The following is a 17,461-nucleotide window of genomic DNA, read 5'->3' as shown; positions in this document are numbered from 1 at the left end:
TGTTTAGCACCCCAATCGTCAATATAAAGAAATTAGTCCAATCACAGATAAAATCAACGTAATGATTATAAACAAATTAACAACCTTTGTCTCATGCCACCCCAGCATCTCAAAATGATGATGCAAAGGACTCATCTTAAATATCCGCTTGCCCGTTAACCTGAAAAACAGTACCTGTATAATTACCGATGCTGCCTCTATCACATAAATTCCACCTACAATAGGTAAAATCAAAGGCATATCTGCTATGACTGCCATACCAGCAACGGCTCCTCCCAAGGCTAAAGAACCTGTATCGCCCATAAATATCTCAGCAGGATAAATGTTATAACGCAAGAAACCAAGTACTGATCCAGTTATAGAACTACCAAAAAGCATTGTTGCAATATTACCTGTCATTAGACCCGAAAGTGTAAAAAAAGCCGATACTATAAATGTAACTCCTGCGGCCAGGCCATCAAGTCCATCAGTTAAATTGACGCTGTTTACCGTACCAACAACAACAAATACAATAAATGGGATAAAATAAACCCCAATATCTACATAGAACTTTAAAAATGGGATATAAATCTCACTACCGTGGGTTATATATACGTAATATGCAAAAATAAAGCTGATAACAAATTGCAATATAAGTTTCTCCCTTGCTTTTAAGCCCAAACTTTTTTTTCTAACTACTTTAAGATAGTCATCTAAAAATCCGATAAATGCAAAGGATAATGTCAATAATATCAATGCCCATTTATCCATACTGTTAGGTATAAGGAAAAGTGAAACTAATACAGAAGAAATTATAAATATAATTCCACCCATTGTTGGGGTGCCCGATTTTGCAAGGTGAGTTTTTGGTCCATCCTCACGAACCTCCTGCCCATATTTTAATCTTCCCATTTGTTCTATAATTGGAGGTGCTATAAAAATACTAAGCATAAAGGATAAAACTGTTATTAGCATTAAATTCACAAAAAGGCTATCAGAAAAAATAGAGCTAAAAAATTGTCCCATCGTATTTCTCCTCCAGGTAATCTACTATTTCATCCATCTTCATCCCTCGAGAACCCTTAACCAGTATCACGTCTCCCGGTTTGACGATAGTTTTTAAACTTCGGAACAGTTCTTGTTTATTTTGGTAATAAAATACATCGCCAGGCCTCATTCCGCTATTAACAGCAGAATCAACAATATGCTTTGAATAATCGCCATAGGCAATAAGCAGATCTATACCTGATAGGTGGCAGTATTCACCTATCTCTTCATGGGCTTTAACAGTATATTCACCCAATTCAAGCATATCACCCAATATTACGACCTTTCTTCTATTGGTAGATATATCAATCAAATAATCTATAGCAGCCTTAACAGAATCAGGGTTTGCATTATAGGTGTCATCAATAATGCTTATGCCATTTACACTTATTAGCTTTAATCTCATTTTTTCATTAACTGTCCCAGCCAATCCATCAAAAATATCCTCGTATTTCATACCAAAATTATATCCAGCAGCAATAGCGGGAAGAGCATTCAAGATATTATGTTTCCCTGGTATTTTTGTCATAAAGTGTTTTATGTCTCCCTTGTATCTTACATCAAACTCCATACCATCTTGTTTATTGCTCTTTATATTAAATGCCTGAATATCATTTTTTTCATTAAATCCAAAATATAATATCCTATAATTGCCATTTACCTTGTTTAAGAGGTCGTCATCCCCATTAAAATAAGCAATATTATCTTCTCCAAAGAACTCTGTTATTTCTAGTTTGGCTTTTAAAATATTTTCTCTGGACCCTAAATTACCTATATGAGCTGTCCCTATATTTGTTATTATTGCCACATCCGGTCTTGCTATATCACTTAAGTTTCTGATCTCTCCAAAAGAATTCATTCCCATTTCTAATACTGCTATATCGTGTGTCTCATCAATGTCTACCAAGGTGAGAGGCAGACCTATCTGGTTATTATAGTTACCTATATTGCTCAAAACCTTATACTTTTGCGATAAAACAGAAGTAACAAAATTTTTTGTTGTTGTCTTCCCTGTACTTCCCGTTATGGCAATAACTTTTACTTTTGAATATTTTTGCCTCATATATTTTGCGATATCCTGAAGTGACCTTAATGTATCCTGTACCCTTATCAGGACTGTATCGTTGTCACCTATTTCAATATCCTTCTGGGTAAGACATGCTGTTGCTCCACCTCGTACAGCATTTAAAATAAAATCATGGCCATCAAACCTTTCCCCCACCAAAGGTATAAAAAGTTGCCCATTTTTTATATTGCGGCTATCTATTGAAATACCAGAAAAACTTAGATTATGATAGGCATTGCCAATCACATTTCCTTTTGTAGCAAATAAAATATCGTCAAGTGTTATCATCATTTTACCCCCAAAATATCCTTAACTACTAATCGTTCGTCAAATGGAACAGTCCTATCCCCCAAAATTTGATATGTCTCATGGCCCTTTCCAGCAAGTAACACTATATCATTATCTTTTGCCATGTCCAGTGCTAATTTTATCGCTTCCTTTCGATTTTCTATTTTAAAATAATTGTTATACTTATTTAAAATCCCAGCTTCAATGTCGTCAATTATTTTCATCGGATCTTCATTCCTTGGATTATCTGAGGTTATAATTACCAAATCAGACAGCTCACATGCTATCTTACCCATCAATGGTCTTTTAGTCTTATCTCTATTCCCACCGCACCCAAATACTGTAATAATCCTTGAATGCTCACATTCATTGATTGAGTTTAATATGTTCATAAGGCCATCCGGTGTATGTGCATAATCAATGACAACCTTAAAACCAACCGGCAGATTCAACACTTCAAATCTACCTGGAACACCATTAAAGTTTTCCATCCCCTCTACTATATCTTCCGGGCTAAAACCTAGACAATACAATGTTGAGAACGCTGCCATGGCGTTATAAACACTAAAACGTCCAGGTACCCTATAGTTGACATTATATCTTTTACCCTTTATTAAAATATCAAAGTTTGTCTGTCCTATTTTCAAACTGTTAATTTTTACTCTGATATCTCCATTTTCTATACCGTATGTACATATATGTGCTTTATGATTACATTTGCTCTTAATTGTTTCGATATATTTATCATCTGCGTTTAAAATGCAATAATCCGAAGACCTTTCAAAAAGCTTAGCTTTGGCATTTACATAGTTATCCATCGTAATATGAAAATCAAGATGGTCCTGGGTTATATTGGTCAATACTCCAACATTAAAGTCTGTGTAATCCACCCTCTTAAGCTCCAATGAATGAGAGGAAACCTCCATAACACAATAGTCTATCCCTTTTAGTGTCATATCATGAAATAATTTTTGCAGATCAGCCGCTTCAGGAGTTGTATGTTCTGAAGCAATCTCTTCATCGCCAACAATATTTTTAATTGTCCCAATAAGCCCTGTCTTTTTACCAAGATAATCTAATATGTTTTTTATCAAAAAAGTAACTGTTGTCTTACCGTTGGTGCCAGTCACCCCAATAAGACAAAAGTTACCAGAAGGAAAACCATAAATTTTACTTGATAGATATGCCAATGCATTCCTTGTATCCTCAACAATTATGACAGGTACATCTTCCCTTCTAATCTCATGATTTCCATCTATCACGACCGCTTTTGCACCTTTTTTTATGGCCTGGCCTATATACATATGACCATCTGTATTAAAACCTTTTATACACACAAATATATCTCCATCTTCAACCTTTCTTGAATCATACATTACTCGTTTTATTTCCATATCACGGAAGTTATTTATACCAACATACTGTAGCCCATCAAGCATCTTTGATAACAGCATATATTCTCCTCATTTCATTGATATAAGCAACAAATAGTATACCACTTACTCCCTAAAAATGTAAACAGAGTATTGTGCAATTTTCTCATGAGTTATCATTAAGTTTAAATTGGAGATTGACAATGGTGCCAGGCGCAACCTCGGTACCTGCCTCGGGATCTTGAGACACACAATATCCATCACCCTTAATATTTATCTTCAGACCGTAAGATGACAAAATATCACTTGCCTCGCGTATGGTCTTCCCTTTTAAGTCAGGCACCCTTACATTGCCTTCACTTTTCCCATCCAAGTATAGTATTACCATGGAACCCTCTTTTATTTTTTCTCCCTCTTTAGGAATTTGATCTACAACCTTATTGCCAACACCTTCTATGCTATACTGCAAATGCAGTTCATCAAGCTGTTTTGCAGCATCATTAACATTATTGCCAATAAGATTGGGGACAGTAACATCCTTTTGCACGTATTCAGAATCATTTTCTGAATAGCGTGGTTCTACATTTAAATAGCGCAATGTGTCAGACAATATACTTTTCACTACTGGAGCTGCAATTGCACCCCCCATATGGGAAAAAGTATTTGGTTCATCTATAACAACCAAGACAGCAACTTTAGGATCATCTGCGGGTGCAAATGCAGCAAAGGAAGCAATATATTTCCCCTGTTGATATTTTTCTGAAGTACCAGTCTTGCCAGCCACCCTGTAGCCTTCCAAATATGCACTGTGCCCTGTTCCATTGGCAACAACACCCTCAAGTATGTCACGCATCTCTCTAGAGGTCTCCTCGGAAATAACCTGCCTTACCAGTACAGGCTCATATTTTTTTACTACATTGCCATTGTTGTCTGTGATAGCCTTGACAATGTATGGTTGAAACAGCTTCCCACCATTGGCGATAGCTGAAAACGCTGTTATCATCTGTATTGGAGTCACAGAGATGCCCTGACCAAATGAAATTGTTGCCAGCTCAACTGGCCCAATTTTTTCTAAGGGATTTACTATTCCCGTACTTTCACCCGGCAATCTTATTCCTGTCTTTTGTCCAAATCCAAAGGCATTTATATATTTATAAAATTTTTCTTTTCCCAATCTTTGCGCTACAGTTACGAACACAACATTGCATGAATTTTCGACACCTTCTTTAAAAGTTTCACGTCCATGTGGATTATAATACCTCCAGCAGTTTATTCTTTGACCGGCAACCATAATATACCCATGGTCATAAAACACTTCATCCGGTGTTACCACACCTTCCTCTAACGCTGCTGCTGCAGTTATTGCTTTAAATACCGAGCCAGGTTCGTAAACATTAGACACAGCATAATTTCTCCATAAATTGTACCAATTTTCCTTAGGGCCTGCAAACGGGTCATTGGGATTATAATCAGGCCTGTTTGCCATAGCCAGTATTTCCCCCGTCTGCGGGTCCATAACAATCGCACTCATTCCCTTTGATGGTTTTGTATCAGCATATGCCTGATCCAGTGCTTTTTCAACATAATGCTGAATTACCTCATCAATAGTCAGAACAAGGTTATATCCGTCTTCAGGTTTATAATATTCTGAGGTCGAATCATCTATTTTCCTCCCGCTTGCATCTTTTGGAGTTGATATTCTTCCAGGTACTCCTGTCAATATATTATCATACATTGCTTCCAGACCGTCTAATCCCTGATTATCTGTCCCTGTAAAGCCAAGTACGTGAGCTGCAAGGTTGTTGTTGGGATAATATCTTTTAGTATCGCTTGAAATTTCGATACCTTTTAAATTGAGTTTTCTAATCTCGGATATAATATCATTAGAAACCTTTCTTTTAAGAAGCACCTCCTGATATTTTTTGTTACTTATCTTCTGTAAAATATCCTCCTTCTTTAAACCCAGAAGTGGTGCAAGCTCCGCCGATACTCCTTCCGGATCACTTATACTGCGAGGTACAGCGGTAACCATCCCCGCACTGGCACTTACGGCCAGTTCTTCACCATTTCTGTCAAATATTGTGCCTCTGTTTGGGGTTACCTGTATATCCAGCGTGGACTGTTCCAATGCCTTCTGTTTTAACCACTTTCCCTGGACCAGTTGAATCCAAGCGAGTCTCCCGATCAAAACAGTGCCAACAAGTAGAAGTAAAATCAAAAATATAAAAATCCTTTTTTTAATACTGCTATAGGATGAGGGCAAACCAATCACCTCATGGCTATCGTATTATCGTTCCAAAAATCTTTATAAAAAAATTACCAATTTCATAATTATTATTTGTTGGTTTCTGTGGCGGTTCGGATTTTGCGACATGATAATTGTCAACAACAACATAAACTACATCTTCTTTTAGAGGTTCATGCATATGTAATTTTGTTCTTGCTATATTCTCTATTTCTTTTAAATTTTCTGTTTCGGCCAGCTTTACATTTAAATTCTGGTTCTCACCATTAATAGTGGTTAGTTCTTTTTCCAAGTTATTAATCTCATAATTTAACTGTGTTATCTTTACATATCTGCATGTCAGTAAAATTGCTGTACTACACAACAGAATGGTGAGAACCATATTTTTAAATTTCCGTTTTTGACGTTTTATTTTTTTATTCGCTTTCTCAACTTTATTGTAATCCACCTGATAATATTCTACTCTACGGCTCTCTAACAATTTTATTCCTCTCCTTCAATTTATAGAACTGAGTCTAAGTCCGTTCTGCAACTCGTAACCTAGCACTTCTGGCTCGAGGGTTATTTTCTATTTCCATCAAATCCGGTAATACTGGCTTTTTAGTTATTATCTTCAACTTCTGTTCTTTCCCACAAACACATGCCGGTAAGTCCGGAGGACAAACACAGGGATTTTCCAATTCCTTAAATGTTTGCTTTACTATTCTATCCTCAAGAGAATGAAAACTGATTACACATATCCTCCCACCGGGTTTTAAAACATCCACAAAATTCTTTAATGCGTCACTCAGGATATCAATCTCAGAGTTTACAGCTATCCTGAGTGCCTGGAATGTCCTCTTGGCCGGGTGCGGGCCTGTCCTCCTTGCCCGAGCAGGAATAGCTGATTTAATTATTTCAGCCAGCTGACCAGTTGTGTTTATCTTCCTTTTTCCCCTTGCCTCAACAATAAAGTGAGCAATTCTTGAAGACCATTTTTCTTCGCCATATGTCGATATTATTTCTGCCAGTTCCTTTTCTCCCCATGTGTTAACAATCTCCTCTGCAGTTAGATCATCATCTTTATCCATACGCATATCCAATGGACCATCATTTTGATATGAGAAGCCCCTCTCAGGATCATCCACCTGAATGGATGAAAATCCTAAATCCAGGACCGCTCCGTCTATCATGTCGACTCCAACCTCGCTTAATATATTCTTTATATCTTTAAAATTCCCCTTAATCAGTGTAACCATATTAGAAAAGTCGCGTAAATTTTTTCGGGCAATTTCAATAGCGTTCATATCTCTATCAATACCAATGAGCTTACCGCCATTAAGTCTTTTCAGTATTTCCATAGAATGCCCACCTGCTCCTAACGTTCCATCCACATATACTCCATTTTCCTTTACCTTTAAAAGTTCTACTGTTTCAATTAAAAGCACTGGTTTATGTTCCTTCATAAAAGTCTCTCCCTATAAATTCCCTATAAATCTATATCTTCCAGTCTCTCTGCAATGTCCTCATAAGTATAATCACTTTCATTATTGTAGTTTTCCCATTTATCCTGACTCCATATCTCTACCCTGGTAGAAATACCTATAATAACCACCTCATTGGTGATACCAGCATATTCCCTTAGGTTTTGTGGTATAACTACCCTGCCCTGATTGTCCATTTCGCATTCTACAGCTCCTGAAAAGAAAAAACGTTCAAAGGTTCTTGCGTCTTTTTTGTTCATTGGAAGCTTTCTCAGTTTATCTTCAATGCTCTGCCATTCACTTAGAGGATAGACAAACAAACACCCGTCAAGTCCTTTGGTCATTACAAAGTGTTCTCCTAATTCTCCCCTGAATTTTGCCGGGATTATTATTCTTCCCTTTGAATCTAAGGTGTGTCTGTATTCTCCAATAAGCATTTTCCTATCTCCATTCAACATTTTAAACCACTTTAAACCACTTTACCCCACTGTATGATAATTCTATAAAACTTCAAAAATTCCTTCTTAAAATAAAAAAAAAGAGAGAAAAAATTAAATTCTCTCTTCTGGCTTTATAACTGATAAAACAGCCCTATCAAAGTCCAAAATCGACTTCCATCTTTCATTTACCTCACTGAGTGTTGTGTTGTTGATGACATCTATATACTCAAATACATTAATTCCCTTAACCATAAATGAGTTATAAAAATGGCCAAGGGTCTCAATCGAGTCAAATGCCTTTATAACTGCTCCCTTTATGACCCTTTTTGCTTTCATAAACTCACCTTCATCTATTCCAACATCGCTTTTCGTTTTTATATACTCTCTTATCTCTTCATTAACTTTTTGTGGAGAAGCTGTACTGCATGAGATCAATACAAACCCATAATCTAATTCAGCTTCATATTCATAACCCAGATTTGATGTAATCAAGCCTTTATTATAGAGCTCGCTATATATTTCAGAACTCTTGCCAAACAGAGCTTCAAGGCTAATGGTGACATCGACGTACTTTTTTAGCAAAAGTTTTGTATTTGTTTCTTTACTGATATCTTTGAATCCTAAAATCATTAATGGCATTGATACATTCATTGTCTTTTCAATATAGCTTTCTTTTATTTGATCAGGTTCATCAGAATATATCCTTTTTATTTCTCCTTGTTGCTTGCAAACAATTCTCTTTTCCACATAATCAAAAATCTTTCCCGGGTCAACATCTCCAATAGATAAAAATATCATATTATCCGGTTTATAAAATGAATTATAGCATAAGTATAAAACATCTTTGTCAATGCTTCTTACGCTCTCTACAGTACCCCCAACATCTATTTTAACAGGATGTTCAATAAACATGGAATTTAAAAGGTTATTAAATATCTCCCTTTCAGGGTCATCATTGTACATCCTCAACTCCTGAATTATAATTCCCTTCTCTTTTTCAACTGTCTCATCGGTAAAGTAAGGCACTTGCACAAATTCAAGAAGAATATTCAGTGCTTCATAATAATTGTCAGTACTGATAAAATAATAGCTTGTATGCGTGTTAGTTGTATACGCATTTGCAGACACACCAAGCTTATCAAACCGTTCAAATACACTCCCATATTCTTTCTCAAACATTTTATGTTCCAAAAAATGTGCCACTCCGTCAGGTACTTTAATCGGCCTGTCGCTTCCCAATGACACAAAATTACTGTCGTTGGAGCCGTACTTTACCGTTAGAGAAGCAAAGCTCTTGGAAAAACCTTTTTTAGGTAAAACATATGCATCCAAACCATTTTCATATTTTTTTCTAAAAATAGTTTCATTAAGGACATTATCCTTAATAATCTCTTCAAAATTCATCGTCAGCACTCTCCTTCTACCATCATTATTTGTTTTTCAAAAAATATACAGTATTTTTATTTACCTTTTGACCAACCTCTACTACGTCTTCTCTGGTAAGGCTGGAAATTTTTCTTATATAGTCTTCTGGCCCGTAATTGGTACCTGCAAGTAATTCACCGAGATATAAACCAGCCCTTCTATTTGGACTATCAAATATTGACTTAAACGTATGAATCAATTCGGATTTTGATGCCTCGAACTCATAGTCTGTTATATTCCCAGCCTTCAATTCTTCCACTTGTTTATCAATAATCTCCAACGCTTTTTCATAGTCTTCCAGCTCTATCCCACAATAAATCTCCAATATTCCCTTGAATCTTTCCAATCTTGAAGAAGCATAATAGGCCAAGCTTGCTTTTTCTCTTACATTATTAAATAGCTTTGACTGAGGTCCACCCCCTAGTATTGAATTAAACAGCATCAGACTAAAATAATCATCGTCACAGGGTCTTGTTTCTGTTGTATAGCCAATTGACAACTTACCCTGTGTTACATCCATAGACTCACTATAAAAATGCAGTTCATCAGTTTTTTTAATTAAATCCCCGGTAAAATAAACTCTTCTGTCTGGTATATTAATTGGCAATATCTGTTTTACCTTTTCTACCATATCTTTGGAAACAATATCACCAGTAATAACCATCACAACCCTTGTTCTTCTAAACAGGTCAATATAGTAGCTATATAAATTTTCCTCATTAATATTATTTATATCATCTGCAATGCCAAGAGGATAAATGGCATAAGGATCACCAGCACACATAAGTTCAATGCATCTCTCAATGGCGTATGTTCTCTTGTCATTAATTCTTGCTTCAATCATTTTTCTTATGTTATCCTTATCTATTTCCACATACTTTTGATTAAACTTATTGTTTTCTACTAGAACATTAAATAGAACTTCATTAAGGAAACTCAAAGCGTCATCTATTAAGTGCCTATTATCAGCATATCTATCGTTTAAAACGCTCAAACTATAATTTGCCAGCTGTATGTTACCCTTTTTAAATACATCTATATTGAATAAAGCACCATACATATTGTCAAGCCTGCTTTCAATGTCTCTTAAAGTTGGCAAATTTCTCGACCCATGTTTTAATACCAAGGGTAGCAAAGCAAACTTTGTTACATTTTCACCTAGCTGCTCCATAATGTAAAGATTCAATGTTATAGTTTTAAAATGGCTCGCTCTATCAATAATCAGGGTAAAATTATCATTAATGTTTACTGCATTATCCATGTTCATTATACAACCTCCTCCTGTTTTGATTATATATCTTATATTATCTCATAAGCATATCGGGAATACTATAGATTATACTTTTCCACGATGCAATAAGTCAATAAATGTCATGCCTCATAATTTATCATAATAGTACATTGGTATATCATGAAATATCCCATGAGTGATATATATAAATACACGCCAGTGCCATAAATGATGAAGATATAATTAAAAAAATATCCTTATCGTATATGGCCAAAGAAGATACAAGAAAAGCAGATATTGCCTGGGGGATGTTCACAAAAATATTGTCGAATCCAAGATACATCCCCCCCTCTCCCTTCGGTATCATCCTTATCATCAAATTATATGAACACACCATAATTGTCCCATAAGAAACCCCAAAGATTGGAATTAATATAAATATCCATTTTATATTAGAACTTATATAAAACAAAAGATTGCAGCCACTGAATGTAATTAGTGCAATAGCTAGTGGTAATATAACACTGCCCAATTTTACTCTTGATATAAATATTGAGGATATGCAGTTAAAAATCATAAAAACTGTGCATATCTTTCCTGCTTCATCTGCTGATACTCCTTTAAAAATGAGATTCTCCATAATAAATGGTAAAAATGCACCTAAACCGCCCCACCAAAGGCATTTTGATATATAAAAGTTTCTTACATTTTTGTCTGTCAAATAAATAATAAGAGAATTAATTACATTATTATTATAAAATTGGCCTTTTTTTTCTTTAACCAATACTAATGGAATTCCGGCAGAAATAATAATAACAATAAACATACCTAAAAATAAATAATTGTAGCCTTTTTGCAGCATAATGGTTCCCAAAATTGGGGCAACTATCGAACCCAAACTCCCTGTTGCATTCCATAATCCAGATACAGTATTAAGTTTGTCTTCCTCAATATTATCAGGAATAAACGCACTAAGCGGTATCTGATAAAGATGAAAACCTATGTAAAAAAGTATAACGTTAAAAATTATATTTCCTTTTTTTGAAAACAGCAGCAATGTTGATATAACACATATCAATACACCTAATATTATAAAAATTTTCCTGCCTTTACTAATATAAATATCACTTATTATGCCTATTAATGGTTGAATAAATGCCCCCATTAATAAACCCGTTCCAAAAAGTATCGCAGGATTTTGAATTCCATTTAAACGAAATACCATTACAAAAAAAGTGCTTATTGTTGTGTTAATATAAAATATACCAAAATTTCCAATAGCGTATTTAAACTCCACCCTTATCCCCCTTTCTCCAGTATATTTAACACACCCACACTTTATTAATGAAAACCGGGTATAATGCCCGGCTTTCATTAATGACTTATCTTTTTTATAATATCTCCAATTTCATCAGAAAAACCTGTTAAGCTCTTTCCTGATGTTATATCCTTTGCTATCCTGTCTATCCTGTCAAATAGACCTGCATCAGTCGTCACATATACATTTTTTATGCCCTTATCGGTTGTTTTAACCGTGTTAACCACATTTCTTTTTAGTTTGTCGATATCATTGCCAGGGTAATTTGATGTTACCTTCACGCCAACTACCGCATTGTTCCCACTTATTACAACTGAACTCCTGTCAACACCATTTATCTTGTTAACAGCATTAGCTATAGTAGATGCCCTCATATTCACTGTTGATGGGGTTGTAGATAAGTTATTCGGTACTGAAGGAGAAGGCACTCCTGGTGATGGTATAGATGGTGTTGTCTTTGGGGCAGAGGGTGTATACCTTGTAGTCCTCGGGGTAATTCTCGGTGATGCAGGTCTTTGAGCCGCTTGACATCCTTCAACGATAATGGCAAATATCATCACTATCATTACTACATATATTAATTTATTCTTTTTCATATTTTCTCACCTCAAATTTATTTTTACCTGTACAATGTCAAATATTAAATTATTTGATGGTTGTACTGCATTTAAGTGTCAGGTTGCAATAATTTTCCTGTTATTATATAATTTAAAAAGACCAAAATTTTTGAGGTGAAACAGATGCAGGCAGGAATTGTCGGATTACCAAATGTAGGAAAAAGCACATTGTTTAATGCGTTAACTAAGGTTGGTGTATCTGCTGAAAATTATCCATTCTGTACTATTGAGCCAAATGTTGGTGTTGTTGACGTCCCAGATCATAGACTACAAATATTAGCCGATATGGAGCATCCTCAAAAAATAATACATGCCACTGTGGAATTCGTTGATATAGCCGGGCTCGTACGAGGTGCCAGTAAAGGCGAAGGACTTGGCAATAAATTTCTTTCTCACATAAGAAATGTTGATGCTATAATACATGTGGTTAGATGTTTTGAAGATGAAAATATAATCCATGTTGACACCACGATTGATCCAGTGAGGGATGTTGAAACAATATCGCTGGAACTGATATTTGCTGACCTTGAAACCATAGAAAGGCGTTTGGAACGTACTAAAAAGATGACAAAATCCGGGGATAGAACCTATATAAAGCAGGTAGAAATACTGGAAAGGATTAAAGACGAATTAGAAAATGGTATACCAGTGAGAAAGATGAGTTTTGATAACAATGAAGAGATGGAGTTTGTCAAAACTCTTGACCTGCTTACATACAAGCCAGTACTTTATGTAGCAAATATTAATGAAGATGAAATATTGGACAGTGAAAATAATAAATATATAAATTCTTTAAAACAGTATGCTGAAAGGGAAGGATCAGAAGTTATACCTATCTGTGCAAAAATTGAAGCAGAGATTGCCGACCTTGAAGATAGCGAAAAATTGGCTTTCTTAAAGGATATAGGTATTGAAGAACCGGGATTGAATAAGCTGATCAGAAAGGCTTATCAGATACTTGGCTATATTACTTTTTTTACTGCAGGACCAAAAGAAGTTAGGGCATGGACAATAGTGAAAAATACCAAGGCCCCTCAAGCTGCCGGGAAAATACACAGTGACTTTGAAAGAGGTTTTATAAGAGCAGAGGTTGTATCTTTTGATGACCTGGTACACGCAGGAAGCCAGATAAGAGCACGTGAACTGGGTTTAATACGTTCAGAGGGTAAGGAATATATAATGCAAGATGGTGATGTAGTAGTCTTCAGGTTTAATGTATAAAAGCTGACTATACTGTGGTGACAATTTCCACGCACCTGACAACGGTCTTAAAATTATAACCTTCATAGACACATTGTGTCAGGTGCGCTTTCATGTTGGTCTATTCATATACTCGGATATGTTGTTTTTTGAATGTTTCCCCAGATTTTTCATCTTTATTTTTTATACTACATACCAGTAGTATAGTATTATGACTTTTACCTGACATACAAAGTTTCTGCTCTTTCTATGCTTTCCTCTACCAGCCCATCAATGTCAAGATCTTTCTCTATCTCATTAACTCTTTCTAAACTTGGTTTTATAACAGGGTGTTTAGGTACAAAAACTGTGCAGCAGTCTTCATATGGTCTGATGGAAATATCGTAGGTACCTATATCATGTGAAATTTTAATGATATCCTGTTTATCCATTCCTATTACCGGTCTATAAACAGGCATACTGGCTACTGAATTTGTGACATACATACTTTCCAGTGTCTGGCTTGCTACCTGTCCAACATTTTCTCCGGTTATTATGCCTATAGCATTTTCTTTTTCAGCAATTCTCGATGCTATTCTCATCATCATACGCCGCATGATAGTAACAATGTAATTCTCCGGGCAGTTCTCATAAATTGATTTCTGGATATTCGTAAAGAATGCTATATAAAGTTTAATACCATCACTCGAATACCTTGAGAGCTCTTTGGTTATGTCTATTACCTTCTGCTTAGACCGCTCACTTGTAAACGGAAAGCTGTAAAAATGGACCGGGATAATTTCAATTCCCCTTTTCATCATCATCCATGACGATACTGGGCTATCAATACCACCAGAAAGCAGAGACACAGCTTTGCCCGAGGTACCATATGGCAAGCCACCAGCTCCCCTTTCAGCATCAATATAGATAAAAGCTTTGTCACGTATTTCTACATATACTGTTAAATCGGGATTATGGACATCCACCTTTTTACCTTCGATATTTTCAAGAATATACTGACCAAGAAGTTTATTTATCTCAGGGCTCAAGTAAGCAAATGCTTTATTTGGTCTTTTAGCTTCAACCTTAAAACTGTTAAAGTCTGAGTCTTTCAATAATTCAACCGCCAGTTCTTCTATGGACTCTAAAAGCAAGTCTGTCTCATATACCTTTGCAATACGGCTTATACCAAAAATCTTTTTAAATTCGTCAATTATATCTCTATCTGATTGGCTGCTCTCCAATGTAAATAGCAGCTTCCCGGACAATTTTTCAATCAGGCAGTTTTTAAATCTGTTTTTAATATTTCTTATTAGCATGTCTTCAAAAAATTTTTTGTTTGACCCTTTTAGGGACATCTCACCATAACTTAGCAGAAATAATTTTCTCATTTGCAATATTTACCTCCCTGCATATTTGCGCAATTCAGGTATAATTTGTTTGAGCACCCTTGCTGTCTCAATCATTTCTTCCTCAGTATTGAAGATAGATGTGCTTATTCTTATGGCGCTTTGTATGGCACAGTGTTTTAACCCTAAAGCTTTCAGCACATGACTTTGACTACTGTGTTTTGAGGAGCAGGCAGAACCCGTAGACACATATATGCCATATTCCTCAAGGGCGTGTACCAGTACCTCTCCACGCACCCCACTAAAGGATATGTTTATTATATGCGGAGCGGTTTCATTCAGGCCAGGCCCATTAATGCTCCATCCATCGAGGTCCATAAGTTCATCCACAAATCTCTTTTTTAAATTATACATATGCATGGCATTTGCTTCTATTTTACCATCTAATAATTCAACAGCCTTCCCCATGCCAACAATCCCAGGCATATTTTCTGTGCCTGACCTGATGTTATTTTCCTGCCCACCACCAGTAATAATTGGCGAAACCCTTACATCTTTATTGATGTAAAGTGCCCCCACACCTTTAGGAGCATGTATCTTATGGCCACTCATTGATAACATATCAATACCATATTCTTTTACATTAAACTCCAATTTCCCAAATCCCTGTATAGCATCTACATGTAACGCCACCCCCTTATCCTTTGTAATTTTTGCAATATCTCTGATGGGTTCGATTGTACCAACCTCATTATTAACCATCATTATACTGATTAATGCAGTCTCATCCACAATTGACTTCTTCACTTCACCTACGTCAACATACCCCATCGCGTCAACAGGGAGTATTGTTACTCTGTAACCTTCTTTCTCTAAGTCCAGAAATGTATTTAGTACAGAAGGATGCTCAATAGCAGTGGTTATAATATGATTACCACGCCTCTTATTTGCTTTCAAAAAACCCCTGATAGCTAAATTATTTGCCTCAGTACCACCAGATGTAAAATATATCTCCTCAGGACTACATTTTAATAGACCAGCTATCTTCTCTTTGGAATAATGCAGCATCCTCTCTGCTTCAAAACCCTTATGATGCAATGAAGAAGGATTCCCGTAATTATCCACCATGATCTCAACAATATTATTGATTATCTCATCTCTCACCCTTGTAGTAGCACTGTTATCTAAATATATCTCCATCTAAATCAACTCCCTCAATGTTATTCATATCACATTATAGACACATATTAATTTTTAAACAAGTATTCATACGATGTCATTCACAAAAATATACTATTTCAGGGGGCTGCGTATGAAAAGATCTATCTTATCTCTTATCATGTTGATGCTTGTAATCTGCATACCTTTTTTTGCGTATTTCTATAATAACAAATTTGATTTGCGGGTTTTTAACATCTTCTCAGATAATGACATAAGCTACACCCTTGTAGAAAGCTCATTAAACGGAAATCAAAGTTCCCTCGATAAATTGACTAAAATCATACTCAATGCTAATAATCTGAATGAATGGGAAAATGAAACAGATGTCAAAGCATATATCTGCTCAGGTGATATTCTGGGAGGACCTGAAAAGGAAATAATAATTGGAATTTCTCTCCCACCCGATTCTTCCCTATTATCCATACTTGAGCCAAACAATGGCAAAAAACAGTATTATATTTATTATACTACAACCGATCTTGCACCAATTAATTCAATTAAATTATTTACCTTACCCTTCTATGATAAATCACTAATCTTACTTAAAGAAACTCTTGACGAATCGTTTGGAGCATTCTTTAAATCCACAATCAATGAAATATTCATATGGAATAATAGCAAACTTGAAGAGGCATGGAACGGTACAGAAAAATATACTGCCTACTGGAATACAGCATGGGATGAAAACAATCCAGAAAACAAGTGGATAAAGCTGAAAGAAGATGCCATAATCAGCATGAGTCAGGATAACACATTAATCAGTGTGCACTCGTACCAGGCATATATGGAATCAAATACCCTTGATGAAAACATTCCGGAGGATGATACATTTAAGACGGTCAAGCAAAGAAAATTATCAAGCACATACCACTGGGATAACGAATCAATGAGGTATATACGTGGTTATGCCAATCTAAACAGCAATACTGATTTATATGATTATGATGGGATTAACTTTATAAAGAAAAAAGAATTATCAAATGGCGAAACAGTAAAGCTTATACAAGACCTAAATGAGCTGGCAGATAACTTAATAAACAATAACTTAAATTACTATAAAGTCCTTACCAGTACAGGCCTGATAGGTTATATAAGCAAAGAGGCGATATCTCTACAATAACAAAGGGAGTGTCGCAAAACACTATTTAAGTGTTAGCGGCACTCCCCTTTTTTGGATAAAAAATAAAAAACAGCTTCAAAATTTTAAAGGGAATATGGGC

15 protein-coding genes are annotated in these 17,461 nt (G+C 35.6%); 2 read left to right on the top strand and 13 right to left on the bottom strand.

Annotated features, from left to right (window positions below; all coding sequences use genetic code 11):
- Positions 1-18: 18 nt before the first annotated feature.
- The 11 genes from mraY to FWJ32_RS06795 all read right to left on the bottom strand — a co-directional run bounded on the left by mraY (position 19) and on the right by FWJ32_RS06795 (position 12,471).
- Positions 19-1,005 (bottom strand): phospho-N-acetylmuramoyl-pentapeptide-transferase, encoded by a 987-nt coding sequence (gene mraY, locus FWJ32_RS06845; protein WP_149545223.1) that lies wholly within the window; start codon positions 1,003-1,005, stop codon positions 19-21.
- On the bottom strand, positions 989-2,380 hold the full coding sequence (locus FWJ32_RS06840) for a UDP-N-acetylmuramoyl-tripeptide--D-alanyl-D-alanine ligase (RefSeq protein WP_162523548.1): 1,392 nt from the start codon (positions 2,378-2,380) through the stop codon (positions 989-991). Before FWJ32_RS06840 ends, mraY begins: the two co-directional genes overlap by 17 nt.
- Entirely contained in the window at positions 2,380-3,834 is a 1,455-nt protein-coding gene (locus tag FWJ32_RS06835) for a UDP-N-acetylmuramoyl-L-alanyl-D-glutamate--2,6-diaminopimelate ligase (protein WP_149545221.1), read from the bottom strand. Before FWJ32_RS06835 ends, FWJ32_RS06840 begins: the two co-directional genes overlap by 1 nt.
- 85 nt (positions 3,835-3,919) lie before the next feature.
- Positions 3,920-5,971, bottom strand: a complete 2,052-nt coding sequence (locus FWJ32_RS06830) for a stage V sporulation protein D (RefSeq protein WP_275266276.1) — start codon at positions 5,969-5,971, stop codon at positions 3,920-3,922.
- Positions 5,972-6,032: 61 nt separating this feature from the next.
- On the bottom strand, positions 6,033-6,479 hold the full coding sequence (locus FWJ32_RS06825) for a septum formation initiator family protein (protein WP_149545219.1): 447 nt from the start codon (positions 6,477-6,479) through the stop codon (positions 6,033-6,035).
- A gap of 34 nt (positions 6,480-6,513) precedes the next feature.
- Positions 6,514-7,443 carry a 16S rRNA (cytosine(1402)-N(4))-methyltransferase RsmH gene (gene rsmH / locus FWJ32_RS06820; protein ID WP_149545218.1) on the bottom strand — a complete coding sequence of 310 codons (930 nt, stop codon included), beginning with the start codon at positions 7,441-7,443 and terminating at the stop codon, positions 6,514-6,516.
- Positions 7,444-7,466: 23 nt separating this feature from the next.
- Positions 7,467-7,898: a division/cell wall cluster transcriptional repressor MraZ gene (gene mraZ, locus FWJ32_RS06815; protein WP_149545217.1), complete on the bottom strand. Its 432-nt coding sequence runs from the start codon at positions 7,896-7,898 to the stop codon at positions 7,467-7,469.
- A gap of 114 nt (positions 7,899-8,012) precedes the next feature.
- Entirely contained in the window at positions 8,013-9,305 is a 1,293-nt protein-coding gene (yfmH, locus tag FWJ32_RS06810; protein WP_149545216.1) for an EF-P 5-aminopentanol modification-associated protein YfmH, read from the bottom strand.
- Between the two features lie 25 nt (positions 9,306-9,330).
- Positions 9,331-10,593 (bottom strand): EF-P 5-aminopentanol modification-associated protein YfmF, encoded by a 1,263-nt coding sequence (gene yfmF / locus FWJ32_RS06805; RefSeq protein WP_149545215.1) that lies wholly within the window; start codon positions 10,591-10,593, stop codon positions 9,331-9,333.
- 142 nt (positions 10,594-10,735) lie between these two features.
- Positions 10,736-11,854, bottom strand: a complete 1,119-nt coding sequence (locus tag FWJ32_RS06800) for an MFS transporter (protein ID WP_162523547.1) — start codon at positions 11,852-11,854, stop codon at positions 10,736-10,738.
- 77 nt (positions 11,855-11,931) lie between these two features.
- Complete coding sequence (locus FWJ32_RS06795; RefSeq protein WP_149545213.1) at positions 11,932-12,471, bottom strand: YhcN/YlaJ family sporulation lipoprotein; 540 nt, start codon at positions 12,469-12,471, stop codon at positions 11,932-11,934.
- A gap of 144 nt (positions 12,472-12,615) precedes the next feature.
- Between FWJ32_RS06795 and ychF the strand changes: the two genes are divergently transcribed.
- Complete coding sequence (ychF, locus tag FWJ32_RS06790) at positions 12,616-13,713, top strand: redox-regulated ATPase YchF (RefSeq protein WP_149545212.1); 1,098 nt, start codon at positions 12,616-12,618, stop codon at positions 13,711-13,713.
- A gap of 197 nt (positions 13,714-13,910) precedes the next feature.
- On the opposite strand, the gene thiI is transcribed toward ychF, so the two are convergent.
- On the bottom strand, positions 13,911-15,062 hold the full coding sequence (gene thiI, locus FWJ32_RS06785) for a tRNA uracil 4-sulfurtransferase ThiI (RefSeq protein ID WP_149545211.1): 1,152 nt from the start codon (positions 15,060-15,062) through the stop codon (positions 13,911-13,913).
- A 9-nt stretch (positions 15,063-15,071) separates the two neighbouring features.
- Positions 15,072-16,220, bottom strand: a complete 1,149-nt coding sequence (locus FWJ32_RS06780) for a cysteine desulfurase family protein (RefSeq protein ID WP_149545210.1) — start codon at positions 16,218-16,220, stop codon at positions 15,072-15,074.
- A 112-nt stretch (positions 16,221-16,332) separates the two neighbouring features.
- Between FWJ32_RS06780 and FWJ32_RS06775 the strand changes: the two genes are divergently transcribed.
- Entirely contained in the window at positions 16,333-17,361 is a 1,029-nt protein-coding gene (locus FWJ32_RS06775; RefSeq protein ID WP_149545209.1) for a hypothetical protein, read from the top strand.
- Positions 17,362-17,461 lie beyond the last annotated feature (100 nt).

The sequence above is a fragment of the Calorimonas adulescens genome, from assembly GCF_008274215.1.
GTDB classification, from domain to species: domain Bacteria; phylum Bacillota; class Thermoanaerobacteria; order Thermoanaerobacterales; family UBA4877; genus Calorimonas; species Calorimonas adulescens.
This window is presented reverse-complemented; position numbering and strand designations above follow the sequence as displayed.